We start from the raw sequence: 15,196 nt of genomic DNA on the forward strand, positions 1-15,196 counted from the left end.
AATGGAAAATATCAGCATTGAACAGTCAGAAGTCATTGCCATCATTGTTTCAATGATTTTTTCGGCATTTTTCTCTGGTGTTGAAATGGCCTTTGTTTCTAGCAACAAATTATATTTTGAATTAAAAGCCAAACAAAATCAGTTAAGTGCCAAAATTATGGCCAATTTCAATCAACAGCCATCTCGGTTCATTGGTACCATGTTGATTGGCAATACTCTTTCCTTGGTTGCCTATGGTATTTTCATGGAGGAGTTTTTGCATCATTTGATTTTGAACCTCATGCCATTCATCACCAATGAAATTGTGGCACGTTTATTGGCATCAGTAGTGGCAACTATTTTGATATTAACCACTTCAGAATTCACACCTAAATCAGTCTTTTTGATTAATCCAGATGCCATTTTAGAATTCTTGGCAATACCTATTTGGATAATTTATACTCTTATGTTTCCCTTGGTTTGGGCAACCGTCGGACTTTCTAAATGGTTCATCACCAAAGTTCTTCGCTTAGCCTATTCGGAAGAAAGACCTGCCTTCGGATTAACCGATTTAAACAATTACATCCAAAACCTAAATCGTAAAGTTTCTACAGAAGAGGAAGCAGATGTGGATACCAAAATTTTTCACAATGCCTTAGAATTTAAAGATGTCCGCGTGCGCGATTGCATGATTCCAAGAACGGAAATCACAGCTATTGACTTAGATGAGGGTATTGAAGGATTACAAAAAATATTCATTGAAAGTGGTCACTCCAAAGTTTTGGTGTACAAAGAAAACCTGGAGGACGTCATTGGTTACTGTCACTCCTTAGCCCTATTCAAAAAACCCAAGGACATACAGTCCATTTTAACCACCATCCCAATCGTTCCAGAGGCCATGCCCGCAAATGATTTAATGATTAAGTTTTCAAAAGAAAGAAAGTCCTTAGCCTTGGTAGTGGATGAATTTGGCAGTACCTCCGGATTGGTTTCCATGGAGGATGTTATGGAACAAATTTTCGGAGAAATTCAAGATGAATTTGATGATTCGGAGGACTGGACAGAAAAGGTTATTGACGAAAACAATTACATCCTTTCTGCCCGACACGAAATTGATTATTTGAACGAAAAATTCGAATGGAATTTACCAATTGGCGATTATGAAACTCTGGGTGGATTATTACTTTCCATTTACGAGGACATTCCCCAAGAAAACGAAATCATCATGCTCGACAATTTCAGTTTCCGTATTTTAACCACTAAAGATGCTAAAATCGAATTGGTAAAAGTAACCTTGACCGGCAAACCTCAAAATAAAAAAGAGGAAAAACTAAGAGGACATTAACACCCCCTTCAGCGTCTTACACTTCAAATTCGTTTCTTCCCATTCTTTTTCCGGAATAGAATCTTCCGTAATGCCACATCCTGCATAAAAAATGGCTTGATTGCCTTGAATTTGTACTGTTCGTAAATGCACAAATAATTGAATTTCGTTTTGGAAGCCAATTGGGCCTAAATAACCTGAATACATAGCCCTTTCATGCTTTTCAGCCTGCGAAATCCATTGAATTGCCTCCTCTTTTGGGGTGCCACAAACGGCAGAGGTGGGATGCAACAAATCCAACATCGTGGAAGCCAAATTTTCAACACCCAATGCCTTTGTATCTACTATAAATTCCGATTTCAAATGCATTAAATTGCCTGCAATAACTGTTTTTGGCCCAATTTCCACATATTCTCGTAAACGGATTCGCTTGAAACATTCAATAATATAACGACTCACAAAAGCCTGTTCCTCAATCTCTTTTTGTGTCCAACTTGCCTGCTGAACAGCTATTTTATTTCCTTTGTCACCCAATGCAGACTGTGTTCCCGCCAAAGAAACTGTTTTAAATATTCCTTCCCCATTTTGAACGACCAAAATTTCTGGAGTTGCACATAGCCAAACAGAATTTTGAAAAGGCACATAAAAAGCTGCCACTAAAGCATCAGGGTACGCTTTAGATAGCTTAAAAAAGGCTTCAAACAATTCAAAACTATTAGGTAATTCTGCTACATCTACCCGAGAAAGCACTACCTTTTGAAAAACGTTTTTTTGAATTTCTTCAATACTTTTACCGACCCATTTCACAAATTCATCCTTCCCATTTTGCGAAACTTCTACCTCCGCATTAAATTTCACTTCCGAAATATCTGGTAAATTTCCGACCAAAATTTCATCAGCAGAAATAAATATTGGAGCGCCTTGAAAAGGTGCTGTCAAAAATCCTTCCCCTAAATTTTCTACCTCAAAAGCACTAACTTCTTTTCCAACATTGTTGGACTGAATAAAGGTAAACGTTTCTGCATGAGGAAGTCGCCAAATGGCTTGCGCCAATTTATTCTCTTCCTGAATTTTCCACTTATTTGATAATCCCAGAACCAAATCCTCCAATCCCTCAGCCATTTTATTTTCTTCGTATAATTGAAACGGTTAATCGACTCGCACAAATCATTTCTCCCAATTCATTAAAAATTTTAATATCATATACATGCATATTCTTTCCAATTCGCAAAGGGCGACATTCGCCATATACAAATCCTTCCCTTGCAGATTTCAAATGATTGGCATTTATTTCAACTCCCACAGCCATTTCGGAGTTTGAATCCTCAACAGCCAAATTCGCTGCAACAGAGCCTAAGGTTTCAGCTAAAACAACGGAGGCACCGCCGTGTAAAAGTCCAAAAGGCTGCTTAGTTCGGTGATCCACTGGCATTTTGGCTTTCAAAAATTCACTTGAAATTTCTGTAAACTCAATTCCCAAATGTTCCAACATATTGCCCTTACACAGGGCATTTAATTGTTCCACCGATTTACCTTCCACCTTAAACATAATTGTATTATTTTTGCCTCGTAAAATTCGGAATAAATTTACATTTTAAACCTCCCAAACTCAAAAAATGTTGCATCCCATCAAAGAAATTTATTTAATTCGCCACGGAGAAACCGATTTCAATCGACAAGGCGTTGTCCAAGGCTCCGGCATCGATAGCGATTTAAATGAATTGGGACAAAAACAAGCACAATCTTTTTTTGAATTTTACAAGCATTTGAATTTCGACAAAATCTATACTTCCAAGCTGAAACGTACACATCAGTCAGTTCAAGGATTTATCGACAAAGGCTTTGCATGGGAACAACACGAAGGTCTAAACGAGATTTCTTGGGGAAACAAGGAAGGAAAAGAATCCACTGATGAGGACCAAAAATATTACAAAAACCTTGTTCGTGACTGGCGGGCTGGTAATGTTCACATCCCATCAGAAGAAGGAGAAAGTCCAATTGATGTGCTGGAACGACAAAAACCAGTGGTGGATTTAATGATTTCTCGACAAGCAGAAGAAAATATATTAATCGCAATGCACGGTCGTGCTATGCGTGTTTTGTTAACTCATTTATTTGAAAAACCTTTACACCACATGGACGAATACAAACACACCAATTTGTGCTTGTACAGAATCCAATACAATTACAACGAGGGTAAGTTCAAATTGCTGGATGCTTGCAACATTGATCATTTAAAACACTTAACTGATACTTTCTCCCCGGTTTAATCCTTTCAACACAAATATTTTTGTAATTTTTAGGTCTTTCGTAACTTCATTGTTTATATGCGGGCCGCTCGACAAAAATTATATTGGAAGTTTCAAATCATTGCCTGGTGTGCTTGGGTGACTAATGAAACTTTACTTTACATTAACCTTTTCGGTTGGAAATGGGAATGGATGATTTCTGCCGTTTTAAATGTTATTTTCGGTATTTCAATCACGCATTATTATCGTTATTTGAACGAAAAACACCAGTGGCTAAATAGAAAAAGTAGCTTTGTGATTCGCACGCAAGTAATTGCCATTGGGGGTATTGCCTTTCTTTTGACTTTGTTCAACATTTTTATCGACCACTTTATTCTGCAAACCAATTTTCAAATGTATTTGAATGCCTTTTACCTGCTTCAAGTATTTTTCAATTTCAGCAAACCCGTTTCCATTTGGATTTTGATTTATTATTTCTACCAAAATTCTCAAAAACAATTGGTGATGCAGCGAAAAAATGATCAATTGGAATTGACCGTTCAAGAATCAGAAGGAAGAATTCTAAGGGCTCAAATGAATCCGCATTTCGTATTCAATGCCTTAAACAGCATAAAGGCATTGATTCTGGAAAATCCCAAAAAGGCTCGAGAAAGCATTAATAACCTTTCCAAATTATTACGTAGTTCATTACTCACTGAACGGAAAAAGACAATTCCTTTAAGTGAAGAAATAGAAACTATTGTGGAATATTTGGAATTGGAAAAAATCAGATACGAGGAACGTTTAACTTATTCTATCGAGATTCAGGACGCATGTAAAAATATTCAAGTACCTCCAATGCTCATTCAAACCTTAGTAGAAAATGGCATCAAACACGGTATTTCGCAAACGATTGCCGGCGGCACCATTCAAATCAAGGCTGTTTGTAAAGAAAATCATGCCGAAATTTCAGTGCAAAATCCTGGCAAATTGAATGAAGATATTTTAGAAGACGACAAAGGCGTTGGATTAGAAAATTCTAAATTCCGACTCAAATTGCTGTTTGGCGATAAGGCAGAAATCAGTCTACATCAATTACCCAACGAAAAAGTTGAAGCTTTAATCACTATACCCAACATAAATCAAGAAAAATTATGAAAGCAATCATTATCGACGACGAGCGACTAGCTAGAACCGAATTGAAACATTTGTTGGAAAATTTTCCACAAATTGAAGTTGTTGCAGAGGCCTCCAATACAACTGAGGGTGAACAATTAATTGAAGAACACCAACCCGACGTAATTTTCTTGGACGTTCAAATGCCAGGAAAAACTGGTTTGGAATGGGTAGAGGAATACGACGGATTCATGCCCGAGGTAATTTTCACCACTGCCTACAATGAATTTGCCCTAAAAGCTTTTGAAGTAAATGCCCTAGACTATTTATTGAAACCCATTGAATTGAGTCGATTGAGTGAAGCCATTTATAAATTAGAAAAGCGATTAGGCTTTCAAAAATCGCAACATGAGATCTCTGAACTTCGACAAAAAAATTACCTAACAGCACAAGACCAAATATTTATCAAAGACGGTGAAAAATGTTGGTTTGTACGTTTAGAAAAAGTTCGCTTATGTGAATCCATGGGCAATTATGTCCGTTTATTTTTCGACGATCAAAAACCTTTGGTACTTAAATCGCTAAATGCTTTGGAAGAGCGACTAGACCCCAAAGTGTTTTTCAGGGCCAACAGAAAACACATCATCAATTTAAATTTTATTGATAAAATTGAGCCTTGGTTTTCGGGCGGATTACAAGTTACTTTGATTGGCAAAGGAGAAAAAATTGAAATTTCCAGACGACAATCCATCCGCTTCAAAGAGTTGTTATCCCTCTAAAAGCCACTGAAATAGGATTTTTCCCAAAAATCTTGTAATTTTGAAGGTTTATTGGAAACAAGTAAATAAAAATTAGCCCTATGACCATTCACAGAGAAGGTAGAAGTTTATTAATCAGTTCCTTACTAATTGTTTTAGCCATCAACGCGGCTATGGCATATTTTTTCCCAGAGTCGGCTTTGGCGAGAGAAATTGTAATTATCATAACTTCCCTTTTTTACTTGGTTATTTTGCAATTTTTCAGAGTTCCTAAACGCGTAACAGAGATCAACCCAAATCACGTAATTGCTCCAGCAGATGGCAAGGTAGTGGTTATTGAAGAAACGGTTGAAACAGAATATTTCAAAGGTCCAAGAAGACAAGTTTCCATCTTCATGTCGCCCATAAACGTACACGTAAACTTCAATCCTATTTCAGGCATTGTATCATACTTTAAATACCACCCAGGCAAGTATTTAGTTGCTTGGCACCCAAAATCGAGTACCGAAAACGAGCGTACAACAGTTGTAGTTAAAAACGAAGCGGGAACTGAAATCCTATTCCGTCAAATTGCAGGAGCCTTAGCAAAACGTATCTGCTGGTACGTAAAAGAAGGCGATTCAGTTACTCAAGGAAATGAATTCGGTTTCATTAAATTCGGCTCCAGGATTGACATCTACCTTCCCCTAGACGCAGAAATCTGCGTTAATTTAAATGATAAGCCGGTTGGGGGAGAGACTGTGATTGCGAAGTTAAATATGTAAGAGGTAAGAGGTAAGAGGTAAGAGGTAAGAGGTTTTTAAATTCCTTTGAGCTTTTTAATAATTGTAATAAGAATTTTTAAAATTTCTTCGCCTTTTTCAAATAAGATTTGATACTGTTCAAGGGAAATAACCTGTGATTTAAATAATAAATCTAGCCAAAACAGAGTTTCGTTAATTTCCTTTAAGGAAATGGCATATTTATGAATCAAATCATTTCTTGATTCACTATATTTTGCTTCCCAAATATTTGCACCAACACTTGTTGAAGATCTGAATATTTGATCTGCGATTACAAATTCTTTTTTGAACTTTAAAAGATGATTTAAGTCTTTTATTTGAATTGCAAAATTTATTGCTTTTTCTTGAAGATTGGAGTAGTTAGGCATTCTCAAATTTTATCATTTTTTGTTATGTTACAATGCAAAAAACTGATAATTTTCAAAACATCTTACACTCACTTACCTCTTACCTATTACCTCTTACCTATTACCTCTTACCTATTACCTCTTACCTCTTACCTCTTACCTCTTACCTCTTACCTCTTACCTCCCCTACAGTTTCCTCAGCAAAAAATCCGTCATCATCTGATACAAATGTAATCTGGTTACTCCTCCAGAGATGCCGTGGTTACGGTTAGGATAATAGAAACTTTCAAATTGTTTGTTGGCTTTGATTAGGGCATCTTGAAGCGCAACTGCGTTTTGGAAATGCACGTTATCGTCACCCGTGCCATGCACTAACAATAAATTCCCTTTCAATTTATTTACATGACTCACTGGAGAGTTGTCATCATATCCGGCAGCGTTGTCTTGTGGTAGGCCTTGGTATCTTTCCGTATAAATAGAATCATAAAAACGCCAGTTGGTAACGGGTGCAACCGCAATGGCTGCCTTAAATACATCTGCTCCTTGCATTAGGCAGTTAGACGACATATATCCGCCATAACTCCATCCCCAAATACCAATTCTACTTGCATCTACATAAGGCAATTTACCAATCCATTTGGCAGCAGAAATTTGATCTTGCACCTCGTATTTTCCTAGATTTTTGTACGTAATTCGCTTGAAATCCACCCCTCTGGCACCTGTTCCGCGATTATCCACACAGAAAATCAAGTACCCTTTATCCATCAAATGTTGATACCAGATAAAGTCTTGTCCACCCCAAGTATCTAAAACCTGTTGAGAACCGGGACCACCATATACATGCATCAACACTGCATATTTTTTCGCGGGATCAAAGTTGCGTGGCTTTATCCAGTAACCATTTAATTCCACACCATTTTCCAAAGGCACTTTAATGAATTCACGGAAGTTAAATCCATACTCTTTAAACTGCTGCTTTAACTTATTATTTTCTTCCAACACACGTACCAATGCTCCAGATCTCTCTTTTAATTGAATAGATAGAGGTTCTGTCGCAGAATTGTGACTTAAGGTGTACAATGAAAAATCTGAACTAAAATTAGCCGAGTTGGTACCCCCTTTTTGAGAAATCATTTGCTTGCCTGACCCATCGAAATTAATTTGATATACTTCACGTTGAATGGGTGAAATCTCGGCGGAAGAGAAATAAATCACTTGATTTTTTTCATCAACCCCATATAAATTAGCAACCTCCCAATTACCAGTAGTAATTGCCTTTAAATTACCACTTGCAATATCACCAAGATATAAATGCTTAAATCCACTTTTTTCAGAGGTGAAAATAAAACTTTTGTTGTCATTCAAATAGGTTAAATCATCTCCAATGGATTCAATTTCTAAGGAAGTTTTGCTGTCTTCTTGATAAATAACAGAATTTTTTCCTGTATTCGCATTTGCATGCAGAAGATCCAAATGGTTTTGCAAACGATTCAACCTCATCAAGGAAAGTATGTTAGCATCTTTCGTCCATTGCATACGAGCAATGTATTGATTCGTTTCTGCACCCACATCAACTTTCACTGTTTTTGAAGTCGGCAAATGAAATACCGAAATACTTACAGTAGAATTTGCCTCCCCTGCTTTAGGATATTTATAGCGGTAATCCTTCGGATACAAATCTCCCCACATTTGCATATTGTACTCAGGAACTTTTGTTTCGTCGAAGGTATAAAAAGCAATTTTTTTGCTATCTGGCGACCAGAAAAAGGCCTTTGCGAAAGAGAATTCCTCCTCATACACCCAGTCGCAAGTACCGTTAATTATCTTATTTAATTTTCCTGAAGTTGTGATTGCTTTTTCAGTACCCGATTTCAAATCCACCACATAAATATTGTTTTCTCGCACAAATGCAACTGAATTTCCGTCTGGAGAAAAACTTGCGTGCATTTGTTTTCCTTTGGTAGACAATTTTTTCAAACTGCCATTTGTGGCATCAAAAACATAATTTTCTTCCTTAGAACTTCTTCTATAAATTGGCTCGGACTCAGTTTCAATTAAAATTTTCTTCTCATCAGCTGAAAAAGTAAATTGCTCCATTCGGATCGTTTTTCCTGCTGCAGTTTTGGTTTTCTCTTGATCAAAAAGAACCTCAAATTTCATCGGGTCAATGGCATCATATTTAATAATTTTACCCTCTTTCAATGCAGCATAATGTTTTCCATCTTTTGTCCAATTAAAGTTTTGGATGGAGCTTTGTCGGAAAGTATAGGTCTTCCAAATATCTTCTAGGCTTACTGATTTTTGAGCAAAAGCAGAAGAGGTAAGAAGCAAAAAGTAAAAGGTAAGAGGTAAGAGGTAAGAGGTAAGAGATTGCTGATGTTTGGTGTTCATAGGAATTAGTCTTGAAAAATCACAATGCGGTCTGTGCGAACAACATTGCTTTGATGAAATGCATTGTCAACTATTTTAATATCAAATTGTAAGGTGTCATTTTTAGGAGTAAATAAAGGCGAATAACCCTTGTAAAAAGCATAGGCAAACTGGGAGGAGTAATCGACTGTTCCTTCAATGGCCCTTGTTTTTCCAGATTGGTTAAATTTAAAATTCATTCGCCCACCTAAAGCCGGATTCAAATTCAAAGCAACCGGTTTATTGTTTTTAATGATGTAGGCATCCACAATAAAGTTTTTGAAATCTTTATAGGCAGCATTGGCTTTTACTTCAGCTTCAGTAATGCCTAAATCGCCATCCCCATCTTTAAAATTGATACTCATAATGAGCGAATCAATTTTAGTGGTTCCTCCGAAGCCATCTGAAGCAATTTTATTTATTTTTCGGATGGAAGCGAATGAAATTTCTGGTGTAGTAGAATAATCAGGTTCTTGCACGCAAGAGTTGAGAGCAAGAATCGAAAGTGAAAATCCAATAAATAAAGTATAGAATTTAGGCATCTTTACACATAAGTTCGTAAAGTTAATGATTTGCTCTAATTTTGTATAAAATTTTTACACGAATGGAACTTGCACCGGAATTTTGTGAACCCATTATGCTTGATTTAAAAAAGCAGGTGCTGACTATGCAAGAAAATCAATTCGATGAAATTGCTTTGAAAGTATTTTATTTTCAAAGTCAGTTCAATCCCATTTATGCCACCTATTTAAAATTATTGAATGTAGACCCAAAGGAGGTAAATGAAATTTCTCAAATTCCTTTTTTGCCCATTGAATTATTTAAAAATTATACCATCCAAACAGGTTTTGCACCAATTATTAAAGAATTTGAGAGTTCGGGTACCACTGGACAAATTCCATCCAAACATCCCGTTTCAGATCTAAATTTTTATCACCAAGTTGCTAAACGAATTTTTGAGGAACAATATGAATCCTTAGAAAACTATCACATATTTGCCCTCCTACCCTCCTATTTGGAAAGAAATTCATCCTCATTGGTAGATATGATGCAATATTTTATTGCAGAGTCAAAATCGAAACTTTCCGGATTTTTTCTAAATCAATACGAAGAATTAACACAAAAAATAAAGGAGGCTATCCGAACAGATCGCAAAATTTGGTTGATGGGCGTAACCTTTGGCTTACTCGATTGGCAAGAAACCCAAACCGATTTTTCCTTTTTACAGGAAGCCATTGCCAAAAATCAACTCATGATTATGGAAACCGGAGGAATGAAAGGAAGACGGGAAGAATTGACAAGACAACAAGTTCACGAAATCATCCAACAAAAAATGGGGGTTCAACAGGTGGGTTCAGAATATGGAATGACCGAATTGTTCTCTCAGGCTTATGCACCCGCCAATGGAATTTTCCAACCTGGATTTTCCATGAAAATTTTATTAAGAGAAATTACCGACCCATTTGCTTTGGTTCAAAAACCAGGAAAAGCTGGGGGAATCAAAGTAATCGATTTAGGAAATATCGACTCATGCAGTTTTATTGAAACCAAAGATTTGGGAAGCTTAGAAACAGATGGCAAAAATTTCCAAGTTTTGGGCCGATTTGATAATTCTGAAATGCGAGGCTGTAATTTAATGGTGGCTCAGGGATGGGGCACCAACCAAGAAGAACCATCTTCATAGAATTCATTTTTCCAAATAGGTACTTCTTTTTTCAATTCATCAATCAACCAACGACAAGCTTCAAATGCCTCTGGTCGATGAATAGAGGCCACCCCAATAATCACAGCAATATCTCCAATAGACAATTTACCTGTGCGATGAACTACTACGGATTTTTTAATATTCCACTTTTGTTCAGCTTGGTCGCACAACAATTCAATCTGCTTAACTGCCATTGGAGGATAGGCCTCCATTTCCAAACGCTCTACACCTTTGTCTAGATTTTTATTGCGAATGGTACCAATAAACAGACAAATCCCACCCACCTCATCATCGCGAAGAAATTGGTATTGCTCATCTATGGAAAGCGGGGATTCTGAAAGGGCTATTTTTCTATTCAATTGTTAATTATAAATTGTTAATTATTAAAGTTCTTAAGTTCTTATATTCTTCAATTCTTATATTCTTCAATTCTTATATTCTTCAATTCTTTTAAAACTCTGAAAAGAATACTGATACGGATTTTTCTCATCTGTCAAACCTCTTTCTGAAGAAACCAATTTCCAAATATTTGTATCAATTTTTGGAAAAAATGCATCCCCATCAAAAATATCATGTAAAAGAGTTAATTCAATTTCATCTACCAAAGGCAAAGCCAAATTATATATTTCTGCACCGCCAATAATAAAGGTATCTCCCCGATGTAAACTTTTTGCTTTCAAGATTGCCTCCTCTAAAGAATGTACAATTATTACCCCTTCGGCTTGAAAATCATTTTGACGAGTAATAACGATGTTGATTCGATTGGGTAAAGGTCTGCCAATAGACTCATAAGTCTTTCTTCCCATCACCACTACTTGTCCGGTGGTAAGTTCCTTAAAACGCTTCAAATCGGCTGGAAGATGCCAAATGAGGGTATTGTTTTTACCAATCACCCCCTTTTCATCCGTAGCTACTAAAATTTTTAACACAGATATAAATTTAATTTCACAAAATAAGGGATTTTTTGGCTTCCAACTATTAACTTTGTACAATTTTTGAGCCTCCTACAAGTTGCTCTAAAGAGTTTATTTAAAAAACTTATAAAATCCAATCAAGTGCCTAAAGATAATTCCATCAAATCCGTCCTTATTATTGGTTCTGGTCCCATCGTTATTGGTCAAGCCTGTGAATTCGATTATTCTGGTTCTCAAGCCGCGCGTTCTTTAAGAGAAGAGGGCATTGAAGTAATCTTAATCAATTCGAACCCGGCAACCATCATGACGGATCCATTAAATGCGGATCATGTTTATTTGAAACCCTTAGAAAAAGCATCCATCATTCACATTTTGGAGAATCACAAAATTGATGCGGTGTTGCCTACAATGGGTGGACAAACGGCCTTGAATCTTGCCATCGATTGCGATGCAGCAGGAATTTGGGAAAAATACAATGTAAGAATCATAGGTGTTGACATCAAAGCCATTGAAACCACAGAAGATCGTGAGAAATTCCGTCTGAAAATGTTAGAAATCGGTGTGGGTGTTTGTAAGGGACGTACAGCAAAATCTTTCTTGGAAGGAAAAGAAATCGCACAAGAAACTGGCTTCCCATTGGTAATTCGTCCATCTTTTACCTTAGGAGGCACAGGGGGTGGATTCGTAAATGATCCAAAAGATTTTGATGCAGCCTTAAATAAAGGTTTACACGCTTCACCTGTTCACGAGGTATTGGTTGAACAATCCATCATGGGTTGGAAAGAATATGAATTAGAGTTATTGCGCGATAATTTGGGTAACGTTATCATCATCTGTTCGATCGAAAACTTTGACCCAATGGGTATTCATACTGGAGATTCCATCACGGTAGCTCCTGCTATGACTTTACCGGATACGGTTTATCAGAAAATGCGTGATATGGCCATCAACATGATGAATGCTATCGGTAAATTCGCAGGTGGATGTAACGTTCAGTTTGCTTTGAATCCTGAAAACGATGATATCATCGCAATTGAAATCAATCCGCGTGTCAGCCGTTCCTCTGCCTTGGCATCTAAAGCAACGGGTTACCCTATTGCTAAAATTGCCGCTAAAATGGCCATTGGTTACAATTTAGATGAATTAACAAATGCCATCACAGGCACAACATCAGCCTATTTTGAGCCAGCTTTAGACTATGTAATTGTAAAAGTTCCGCGTTGGAATTTCGATAAATTCAAAGGTGCTGATCGTTCATTAGGACTACAAATGAAATCCGTTGGAGAAACGATGGGTATTGGACGTAACTTCCAAGAGGCTTTACAAAAAGCCTGTCAAGGATTAGAAATCAAACGTAATGGTTTGGGTGCCGATGGAAAAGAATTGAAAGACCAAGAAGCCATTTTGCATTCCTTAGCCAATCCTAGCTGGAATCGTTTATTCCATATCTACGATGCCTTCAAAATGGGTATTTCATTCAAGACTATTTTAGAAATCACGAAAATAGACAAATGGTTCTTGAACCAAGTGGAAGATTTAGTACGCGTTGAAAAAGAATTAGAAAAATATACTTTAGCAAATGTTCCAAAAGAATTATTGGAAGAAGCTAAGCATAAAGGTTTTGCCGATCGTCAGATTGCACATGCATTGCGCTGTTTAGAATCTGAAGTTTTTGACAAAAGAAACGGGCTTGGCATTAAGCGTTTGTACAAATGTGTTGACACTTGTGCTGCGGAATTTGAAGCAAAAACGCCATACTACTACTCAACATTTGCACAGAGTGATGCCATTCACGACAATGAATCGGTATCCTCTAACAAGAAAAAAGTTGTTGTCTTAGGCTCAGGACCGAACCGTATTGGACAAGGTATCGAGTTTGATTACTCTTGCGTTCACGGAGTTTTAGCCGCAAAAGAAGCAGGATATGAAACGATCATGATCAACTCAAACCCTGAAACGGTTTCAACCGACTTCGACATTGCAGATAAATTATATTTTGAGCCTGTTTTCTGGGAGCATGTGTATGAAATTATTCAGCATGAGAAACCAGAAGGAGTAATCGTTCAGTTAGGAGGACAAACTGCTTTAAAATTGGCCGAAAAACTTTCTAAATACGGTATCAAAATCATTGGAACTTCATTTGAAGCCTTAGATTTAGCTGAAGACAGAGGTGCATTTTCAACTTTGTTAAAAGATTTGAATATCCCATATCCAAAATTCGGCGTATGCGAAGATGCAGATAATGCAGTTGTTTTAGGAAGAGAATTGGGCTATCCATTATTGGTTCGTCCGAGTTATGTATTGGGTGGACAATCGATGAAGATTGTTATCAATGAGAAGGAATTAGAACAACATGTAGTCGATATTTTAAGAGATATACCAGGTAATAAAATCCTTTTGGACCACTTCTTAGAAAATGCTATTGAAGCAGAAGCTGATGCTATTTGCGATGGAGAAAATGTTTACATTATCGGCATCATGGAACATATTGAGCCTGCAGGTATTCACTCTGGTGACTCCCACTCAGTCCTTCCTCCGTTTGACTTATCAGAAAATGTAATCAAACAAATTGAAGAGCATACCAAGAAAATTGCCGTGGCATTAAAAACTGTTGGTTTATTGAACATTCAGTTTGCCGTTAAAGATGAGGTTGTTTACATTATTGAGGCTAATCCTAGAGCATCTCGTACGGTTCCATTTATTTGCAAAGCCTACCAAGAACCTTATGTAAATTATGCAACAAAGGTGATGTTGGGCGATAAAAAAGTGACAGATTTTAACTTTAATCCGACCAAGAAAGGATACGCAATTAAGATTCCTGTATTTTCTTTCAACAAATTTCCGAATGTAAATATGGAACTAGGACCAGAAATGAAATCCACTGGAGAAGCAATTTATTTTATCGATGATTTGAAAGATGATTTCTTCAGAAAGGTATATGCGGAACGAAATTTGTATTTAAGTCGTTAATAGAAAAAAACAAAAGCAATGCTTAAAATACTTGGACTTATTTTTTTATTCATTTATGTGATTTGGCCCTTACTGAAAATGGTTTTCAAGGGCTATATCATAACTCAGGTGCATCGCCAGCAATCTGAAAATGAGTACAGAAATAAGGCCGCTCAAAAACGAAAAGAAGGTGAGATTCATGTGGATTATGTACCTCATTCCAAAAAGAAAAATAAAGATGATCGTGATGACACAAATGATTATATCTTTTATGAAGAACTTAACGATTAAATTTAATGTTTTAAATTAGGTCTTTACTTTTATGAAACGTGTTTTAACTATTTATGCAATATTTATGGCCATCTTGTTTAGTCAAGATGCCGTACAATTATATGCGCAAAAATATGTTGAAATATTAGCTAAAAAATCTATTTCCTTGGTTCAAGCCTTAGATAATACTTCAGAAGACTTAGAAGACTCTTTCGAGGATGAAGGTGCAGAAGACACCTTCGAGGCATTCGCGACTAATCAGGTTTTCAATTTTTTGAATTTGTCCTATCCAATTAAATTTAAAATAAATTACAAGGATTTAACCTTACGATCCATTTATTTGGATAAAATTACCCCACCTCCACAAGTTTAATTCCATTCAAGAATTAAACTCAACAAAACACAAGAAAATTTA

General features: G+C 36.6%; 16 protein-coding genes. 9 read left to right on the forward strand and 7 right to left on the reverse strand.

The genetic code is table 11. From position 1 onward, the window contains the following. The first annotated feature begins 1 nt into the window (after nt 1). Nucleotides 2-1,324 carry a hemolysin family protein gene (locus EOJ36_RS04760; protein WP_238944410.1) on the forward strand — a complete coding sequence of 441 codons (1,323 nt, stop codon included), beginning with the start codon at nt 2-4 and terminating at the stop codon, nt 1,322-1,324. Here EOJ36_RS04760 and EOJ36_RS04765 read toward each other — a convergent pair. Further along, nucleotides 1,310-2,425, reverse strand: a complete 1,116-nt coding sequence (locus EOJ36_RS04765; RefSeq protein WP_127802887.1) for a chorismate-binding protein — start codon at nt 2,423-2,425, stop codon at nt 1,310-1,312. The genes EOJ36_RS04760 and EOJ36_RS04765 overlap by 15 nt on opposite strands. A 1-nt stretch (nt 2,426) precedes the next feature. Beyond that, the gene (locus EOJ36_RS04770) at nt 2,427-2,852 is read right to left on the reverse strand and encodes a hotdog fold thioesterase (RefSeq protein WP_127802888.1); all 426 of its coding nucleotides are present in this window, start codon (nt 2,850-2,852) and stop codon (nt 2,427-2,429) included. Nucleotides 2,853-2,919: 67 nt separating this feature from the next. Between EOJ36_RS04770 and EOJ36_RS04775 the strand changes: the two genes are divergently transcribed. The 4 genes from EOJ36_RS04775 to EOJ36_RS04790 all read left to right on the forward strand — a co-directional run bounded on the left by EOJ36_RS04775 (nt 2,920) and on the right by EOJ36_RS04790 (nt 6,169). Next, nucleotides 2,920-3,573 (forward strand): histidine phosphatase family protein, encoded by a 654-nt coding sequence (locus EOJ36_RS04775; protein ID WP_127802889.1) that lies wholly within the window; start codon nt 2,920-2,922, stop codon nt 3,571-3,573. 57 nt (nt 3,574-3,630) lie between these two features. Further along, nucleotides 3,631-4,689, forward strand: a complete 1,059-nt coding sequence (locus EOJ36_RS04780) for a sensor histidine kinase (protein ID WP_127802891.1) — start codon at nt 3,631-3,633, stop codon at nt 4,687-4,689. Next, nucleotides 4,686-5,426, forward strand: coding sequence for a LytR/AlgR family response regulator transcription factor (locus EOJ36_RS04785; RefSeq protein WP_127802893.1), 741 nt, complete (start codon nt 4,686-4,688; stop codon nt 5,424-5,426). Before EOJ36_RS04780 ends, EOJ36_RS04785 begins: the two co-directional genes overlap by 4 nt. Nucleotides 5,427-5,506: 80 nt before the next feature. After that, on the forward strand, nt 5,507-6,169 hold the full coding sequence (locus tag EOJ36_RS04790; protein ID WP_127802895.1) for a phosphatidylserine decarboxylase family protein: 663 nt from the start codon (nt 5,507-5,509) through the stop codon (nt 6,167-6,169). Nucleotides 6,170-6,204: 35 nt separating this feature from the next. On the opposite strand, the gene EOJ36_RS04795 is transcribed toward EOJ36_RS04790, so the two are convergent. The 3 genes from EOJ36_RS04795 to EOJ36_RS04810 all read right to left on the reverse strand — a co-directional run bounded on the left by EOJ36_RS04795 (nt 6,205) and on the right by EOJ36_RS04810 (nt 9,485). After that, nucleotides 6,205-6,555, reverse strand: a complete 351-nt coding sequence (locus EOJ36_RS04795) for a four helix bundle protein (RefSeq protein WP_127802896.1) — start codon at nt 6,553-6,555, stop codon at nt 6,205-6,207. A gap of 165 nt (nt 6,556-6,720) precedes the next feature. After that, nucleotides 6,721-8,925, reverse strand: a complete 2,205-nt coding sequence (locus EOJ36_RS04805; protein WP_127802900.1) for a S9 family peptidase — start codon at nt 8,923-8,925, stop codon at nt 6,721-6,723. Nucleotides 8,926-8,930: 5 nt separating this feature from the next. Continuing rightward, nucleotides 8,931-9,485: a hypothetical protein gene (locus tag EOJ36_RS04810; RefSeq protein ID WP_127802902.1), complete on the reverse strand. Its 555-nt coding sequence runs from the start codon at nt 9,483-9,485 to the stop codon at nt 8,931-8,933. 62 nt (nt 9,486-9,547) lie between these two features. Between EOJ36_RS04810 and EOJ36_RS04815 the strand changes: the two genes are divergently transcribed. Beyond that, nucleotides 9,548-10,627 carry an acyl transferase gene (locus tag EOJ36_RS04815; RefSeq protein ID WP_127802904.1) on the forward strand — a complete coding sequence of 360 codons (1,080 nt, stop codon included), beginning with the start codon at nt 9,548-9,550 and terminating at the stop codon, nt 10,625-10,627. On the opposite strand, the gene EOJ36_RS04820 is transcribed toward EOJ36_RS04815, so the two are convergent. Both EOJ36_RS04820 and EOJ36_RS04825 read right to left on the reverse strand, forming a co-directional pair. Beyond that, nucleotides 10,588-11,007 carry a molybdenum cofactor biosynthesis protein MoaE gene (locus tag EOJ36_RS04820; RefSeq protein WP_127802906.1) on the reverse strand — a complete coding sequence of 140 codons (420 nt, stop codon included), beginning with the start codon at nt 11,005-11,007 and terminating at the stop codon, nt 10,588-10,590. The two genes, EOJ36_RS04815 and EOJ36_RS04820, sit on opposite strands and share 40 nt — an antisense overlap. Before the next feature lie 66 nt (nt 11,008-11,073). Next, on the reverse strand, nt 11,074-11,577 hold the full coding sequence (locus tag EOJ36_RS04825) for a dihydrofolate reductase (protein WP_127802908.1): 504 nt from the start codon (nt 11,575-11,577) through the stop codon (nt 11,074-11,076). 126 nt (nt 11,578-11,703) lie between these two features. Here EOJ36_RS04825 and carB point away from each other — a divergent pair, with 126 nt between their 5' ends. The 3 genes from carB to EOJ36_RS04840 are packed head-to-tail and all read left to right on the forward strand — an operon-like array spanning nt 11,704 to nt 15,154. Further along, nucleotides 11,704-14,532 carry a carbamoyl-phosphate synthase large subunit gene (carB, locus tag EOJ36_RS04830; RefSeq protein WP_127802910.1) on the forward strand — a complete coding sequence of 943 codons (2,829 nt, stop codon included), beginning with the start codon at nt 11,704-11,706 and terminating at the stop codon, nt 14,530-14,532. 18 nt (nt 14,533-14,550) lie between these two features. After that, nucleotides 14,551-14,802, forward strand: coding sequence for a hypothetical protein (locus EOJ36_RS04835; protein ID WP_127802912.1), 252 nt, complete (start codon nt 14,551-14,553; stop codon nt 14,800-14,802). Nucleotides 14,803-14,833: 31 nt separating this feature from the next. Continuing rightward, the gene (locus EOJ36_RS04840) at nt 14,834-15,154 is read left to right on the forward strand and encodes a hypothetical protein (protein WP_127802914.1); all 321 of its coding nucleotides are present in this window, start codon (nt 14,834-14,836) and stop codon (nt 15,152-15,154) included. Nucleotides 15,155-15,196: the final 42 nt, after the last annotated feature.

This window comes from Sandaracinomonas limnophila (assembly GCF_004005965.1).
Taxonomy (GTDB): Bacteria; Bacteroidota; Bacteroidia; order Cytophagales; family Spirosomataceae; genus Sandaracinomonas; species Sandaracinomonas limnophila.

What these genes read in the sequence shown, in the direction of transcription:
- EOJ36_RS04790 (WP_127802895.1), top strand. Translation starts at nt 5,507, where the DNA reads ATGACCATTCACAGAGAAGGTAGAAGTTTATTAATCAGTTCCTTACTA.
- EOJ36_RS04805 (WP_127802900.1), bottom strand. Translation starts at nt 8,925, where the DNA reads ATGAACACCAAACATCAGCAATCTCTTACCTCTTACCTCTTACCTCTT.
- EOJ36_RS04775 (WP_127802889.1), top strand. Translation starts at nt 2,920, where the DNA reads ATGTTGCATCCCATCAAAGAAATTTATTTAATTCGCCACGGAGAAACC.
- EOJ36_RS04770 (WP_127802888.1), bottom strand. Translation starts at nt 2,852, where the DNA reads ATGTTTAAGGTGGAAGGTAAATCGGTGGAACAATTAAATGCCCTGTGT.
- EOJ36_RS04795 (WP_127802896.1), bottom strand. Translation starts at nt 6,555, where the DNA reads ATGCCTAACTACTCCAATCTTCAAGAAAAAGCAATAAATTTTGCAATT.
- EOJ36_RS04810 (WP_127802902.1), bottom strand. Translation starts at nt 9,485, where the DNA reads ATGCCTAAATTCTATACTTTATTTATTGGATTTTCACTTTCGATTCTT.
- EOJ36_RS04815 (WP_127802904.1), top strand. Translation starts at nt 9,548, where the DNA reads ATGGAACTTGCACCGGAATTTTGTGAACCCATTATGCTTGATTTAAAA.
- EOJ36_RS04835 (WP_127802912.1), top strand. Translation starts at nt 14,551, where the DNA reads ATGCTTAAAATACTTGGACTTATTTTTTTATTCATTTATGTGATTTGG.
- EOJ36_RS04765 (WP_127802887.1), bottom strand. Translation starts at nt 2,425, where the DNA reads ATGGCTGAGGGATTGGAGGATTTGGTTCTGGGATTATCAAATAAGTGG.
- EOJ36_RS04780 (WP_127802891.1), top strand. Translation starts at nt 3,631, where the DNA reads ATGCGGGCCGCTCGACAAAAATTATATTGGAAGTTTCAAATCATTGCC.
- EOJ36_RS04760 (WP_238944410.1), top strand. Translation starts at nt 2, where the DNA reads ATGGAAAATATCAGCATTGAACAGTCAGAAGTCATTGCCATCATTGTT.
- EOJ36_RS04785 (WP_127802893.1), top strand. Translation starts at nt 4,686, where the DNA reads ATGAAAGCAATCATTATCGACGACGAGCGACTAGCTAGAACCGAATTG.
- EOJ36_RS04840 (WP_127802914.1), top strand. Translation starts at nt 14,834, where the DNA reads ATGAAACGTGTTTTAACTATTTATGCAATATTTATGGCCATCTTGTTT.